The organism is Borrelia crocidurae, from assembly GCF_000825665.2.
Taxonomy (GTDB): domain Bacteria; phylum Spirochaetota; class Spirochaetia; order Borreliales; family Borreliaceae; genus Borrelia; species Borrelia duttonii.
The window spans coordinates 112,294-116,173 of record NZ_LN609267.1; the positions used below are offsets into that span (position 1 = coordinate 112,294).

Sequence of the window (3,880 nt, forward strand, 5' to 3'; positions counted from 1 at the left end):
GAAAAGTTTTTTAGCGTAGGAGGATTTGGAATAATTATCACAGAAGAATATGATAATCCTATAGAAAATAATTTATATCTCTTAAATCACAATTTCTCTATAGGATATGATATTATGCTTCCATTTCAAACCAGAAATATAATATATTACAAAATAATACCTCAATTAAACTATTATTTTGCAATTTCAGCAAATTATGATATTAATGCACATGAAATAAATAGTCGTACAAATAGATTTTCATCTGGAATAACATATGAATTTTTCACAAAAAATCGGCTCATTTTGTATATAGCTTCTGGTTTATTTTTAGCTTACAATAAAGACAAAAAAGATATAAAATCCATTTACAGGCCATTAAAAATAAAAGATACATTACAAACAGGACTTGAAATTGAACCCGGAGTAAATATAAATGCCTTTACATATAATAAAACAAAATACAACATAAAAATATTTACAAAAATGAATTATTCTCCTCTTGTTTATAACACAAACAATCACGCGTTAGAAAAACATAAATTCATTTGCAACTATCTCGGAATCGGCATAAAAATTAATATTTAATGCCTCAAACACCTTAAACATCAAAAAATATAATCTATCTATAAATAATAGTCCATTTCATGTTCTTTATTAACGAATTTAACAACATGCGGCAAAAATAATATATCAACCCTACCCGTAGGACCATTTCTATGTTTAGCAACAATAACTTTAGTGTCAATAGCATTCACAACTCCATCATCATCATCAGAATTATTCTTTAAATCCTTATCTCTATGAAGTAAAATAACAATATCTGCATCTTGTTCTAATGCACCTGATTCTCTTAAACTAGCAAGACTAGGCTCACGTCCCTCAGTATCTCGTGTAAGCTGTGAAAGAGCAACAATTGGTATTTTAAGTTCTCTAGCAAGCTCTTTTAAAGCTTTACTAATTGAAGCTACCTGCTCATGCCTTGGTACATTTTTACTTTCAAGAGAAATAAGACTAATATAATCAACAAAAAGTATATCTATACCTGAAAATCTTTTAAGTTTTCTAGCCTGCGTTGCAAGCGTTAACAAACTAATATTTGCAGTATCCTCAATATAAAATTCAGAATTACTAATATCATTTACAACATCATTAATTGCCTTAATTTCATTTCCTGACAAAATACTATTTTGAATCTTAAAACCATCAATATTAGCCTGAGATGCTATTATTCTTTTAATTAAAGCATCAGAGGTCATTTCAAGTGAAAAAAATCCTACTCTTCGTTTTTTATCACCCTTTAAGGCTATACTGGATGCAATATTTAACGCAAATGCTGTCTTTCCAACACTAGGACGAGCACCAATAATGATAAAATCACTCTCTCTAAATCCACCAATAAGACTATCTACTTTTTTAAAACCACTTGGAATGCCAAAATCAACTTCTCGTTTTTGAACACTCCTCTCATATATTTCAGCATGAACCCTTTCAGCAATTACCTTTGCATGATTAAGATTTTTATTAGAACAATCTAATTCAATTGAAAGAACTTGTCTTTGTGCTTCTTCCACAAATTGTTCAACTTTTTTTGTAGAATCATTAGCCAAATCATTTAGTTCTCTAGAAATTTTTGCAATATCTCTCCTAATACGATGTTCCTTAACAATTTTTGCATAAATATTTATAGTCTTATCAGTTGGAAGATAACCTGAGAGAAAACTTAAATAATCTTGTAAACCCGTTAAAGCTTTCAAATTATTTACAAGTCGTGACTTAGGAGTTATAGTAGAAACCTCCTCAAATACAGTTATCGGATCAATATTTTCTCTTTTTTCATAAAGAGAAATCATAGCTTTAAAAATCATTTCATGATTTTGATCATAAAAGTCATCCGGCTTTAAATATAATAAAGCCTCTTCTACTTTTCCCGGATTATAAAATATACTTGAAATAACTGCCTTTTCTGCACCTTCATTAAAAAGAAGTGTAGAGGTTGTGCTTATCGAAGTAAAAGCCACAAGCTATGCCCCTCTTCCTTAAACTTCTTTTTCAACACTTTTAGACTTTTTAAGAGAATTTTTTTTCTCTTCCCTTTTGATCTCAACCGTAATTACAGAACTAATTCCTTCATAAAGCTTAATAGTAACATTATAAGTTCCAAAGGCCTTTAATGCACCATGATGCATATCTATTTTTCTTCTCTCAATCTCAAATCCAAGTTTCAAAAGTTCATCAGCAATATTTGAACTATTAATACTATGAAATAATTTACCACTATCATTAGATTGCATTATAAACTCTAAATTCACTTTATCAAGTTTCTCTTTAAGTTCAACTGCCATTTTTCTTCTTGTCTCTTGTCTTTTAAGTATTGCTCTCTTTTTTTGAGAAAAAATATCAATATTATGTTTGTTTGAAAAAACAGCAAAACCTTTTGGCAATAAATAATTTCTAGCAAAACCATCCTTTACATCAACAATATCACCTTCTTTGCCAAGATTAATAAAATCCTCTCTTAAAATAACTTTCATAACTTCTCCTTCATTATTTTTTTACAAAAGGAAGTAAAGCCATATATCTAGCCTTTTTAATTTCAAGTGCAAGACGTCTCTGATGTTTAGCAGAAGTGCCTGTAATTCTTCTAGGCAATATTTTTCCTTGTTCTGTAATAAATTTCTTAAGAAAATCAAACTCTTTATAATCAGGCACTCTATCCATATCACAAAATTTACATGTTTTTTTCTTAAAAAATCTAAAATTAGGATTCTTTTTAAAACCATCCTGATGTCCATCGGTCCTTGAATCTCTTTGATGAGAATCTATATCTTTATACATAAATTAAAACTCCTAAAAAGGTATATCTTCATTAAAACCATTATCAAAATCAATAGTTTTAAATGAATCTGGCTTCTTATAACTTTCAAAATCAACATTGTTTGTTCCCTGAGCAACAGCAGTAGATGATCCAAACATTTGAATTTCATCTACCAAAATACTGCACTTACTTTTCTTATCCCCAGTATTTTTATCTTGCCAACTCTCATACTTTAACGAACCACTAACTACAATTTGTTTACCCTTCTTAAGAAAAGCACTAAGACTTTCAGCTCTTTTAGCAAAAATGACACAATCAAAAAATTGAGCATAATCAATCCATTCATCAAGCTTTTTGATCCTTCTATTGTTAGCTAAAGCAAACTTAAGAATAGCCATACCTGAATCAGTATAAGTAAGTTCAGAATCCCTAGTAAGTCTACCAGACAATACCAAGGAATTAATGTCGGCCATCTACAACCTCCTCAATTTACCTTTAAATCAGCATCAACATTAGACTCTGATGGTTGTTCTTTTTCTTTAATATCTCTATTATCTCTATACTCTCTAAAATTTCTTCTTTTAACTTTCTTAACACTAACTTTTCTGTTAATTTTAACCAAAATCATATATCTAAGCAAATTTTTAATAAGCTTTAATTGTGCTTCAAGCTCTTTTAAGTTATCACTTGCCATTTTAAATTCTATTATTTCATACCTACCACGTAATTGTTTTCTAACAGGATATTCTAGTGCTCTCTCTCCAATAGAATTTTCAACAAAATCAACTGCACCAAAAGCTACCAGCTGTTTTTTTACTTCTTCCAAAGCAGATTTATATTCAAGCTCTTCACTCCTAAATAAAAAACAACCTTCATACTTCTTTATCATTCCAACTCCTTATGGTCTTAATTGCACCATAAATTTCTCTAATTTATGGCAAAGGTTATTAACGCTATAATATATTATTTATGTAAAGTATATAAAAACACTTCAATTTTTTCAATTCTTGATAAAAAACAATTAAACTTCTTTTATTATTTATTTTTAATTATTCATAAAAAATGATTAGATACCTTCAATAC

Annotated in this window: 5 protein-coding genes and 1 pseudogene (1 of these 6 cut by a window edge); 1 reads left to right on the forward strand and 5 read right to left on the reverse strand. The window is 28.9% G+C overall.

Annotation, left to right across the window (positions count from 1 at the left end):
- Positions 1-567: pseudogene (locus tag BN1173_RS00580) on the forward strand (hypothetical protein) (it extends 784 nt beyond the left edge of the window).
- 38 nt (positions 568-605) lie between these two features.
- On the opposite strand, the gene dnaB reads toward BN1173_RS00580, so the two are convergent.
- From dnaB to rpsF, 5 genes are read right to left on the reverse strand one after another with little or no spacing between them, the layout of a single operon-like run.
- Positions 606-2,000: a replicative DNA helicase gene (gene dnaB, locus BN1173_RS00585; protein WP_025400530.1), complete on the reverse strand. Its 1,395-nt coding sequence runs from the start codon at positions 1,998-2,000 to the stop codon at positions 606-608.
- A gap of 18 nt (positions 2,001-2,018) precedes the next feature.
- Complete coding sequence (gene rplI, locus BN1173_RS00590) at positions 2,019-2,513, reverse strand: 50S ribosomal protein L9 (RefSeq protein WP_012537883.1); 495 nt, start codon at positions 2,511-2,513, stop codon at positions 2,019-2,021.
- Between the two features lie 13 nt (positions 2,514-2,526).
- The gene (rpsR, locus tag BN1173_RS00595) at positions 2,527-2,817 is read right to left on the reverse strand and encodes a 30S ribosomal protein S18 (protein WP_012537884.1); all 291 of its coding nucleotides are present in this window, start codon (positions 2,815-2,817) and stop codon (positions 2,527-2,529) included.
- Positions 2,818-2,829: 12 nt separating this feature from the next.
- Positions 2,830-3,270 carry a single-stranded DNA-binding protein gene (ssb, locus tag BN1173_RS00600; protein ID WP_040235866.1) on the reverse strand — a complete coding sequence of 147 codons (441 nt, stop codon included), beginning with the start codon at positions 3,268-3,270 and terminating at the stop codon, positions 2,830-2,832.
- An 11-nt stretch (positions 3,271-3,281) separates the two neighbouring features.
- Positions 3,282-3,686 carry a 30S ribosomal protein S6 gene (gene rpsF / locus BN1173_RS00605; RefSeq protein ID WP_014696017.1) on the reverse strand — a complete coding sequence of 135 codons (405 nt, stop codon included), beginning with the start codon at positions 3,684-3,686 and terminating at the stop codon, positions 3,282-3,284.
- Between the last annotated feature and the right edge of the window lie 194 nt (positions 3,687-3,880).

Bases quoted from the DNA above. Each gene is read 5' to 3' on its own strand.
- ssb (WP_040235866.1), bottom strand. From the start codon at position 3,270: ATGGCCGACATTAATTCCTTGGTATTGTCTGGTAGACTTACTAGGGAT.
- rpsR (WP_012537884.1), bottom strand. From the start codon at position 2,817: ATGTATAAAGATATAGATTCTCATCAAAGAGATTCAAGGACCGATGGA.
- rplI (WP_012537883.1), bottom strand. From the start codon at position 2,513: ATGAAAGTTATTTTAAGAGAGGATTTTATTAATCTTGGCAAAGAAGGT.
- rpsF (WP_014696017.1), bottom strand. From the start codon at position 3,686: ATGATAAAGAAGTATGAAGGTTGTTTTTTATTTAGGAGTGAAGAGCTT.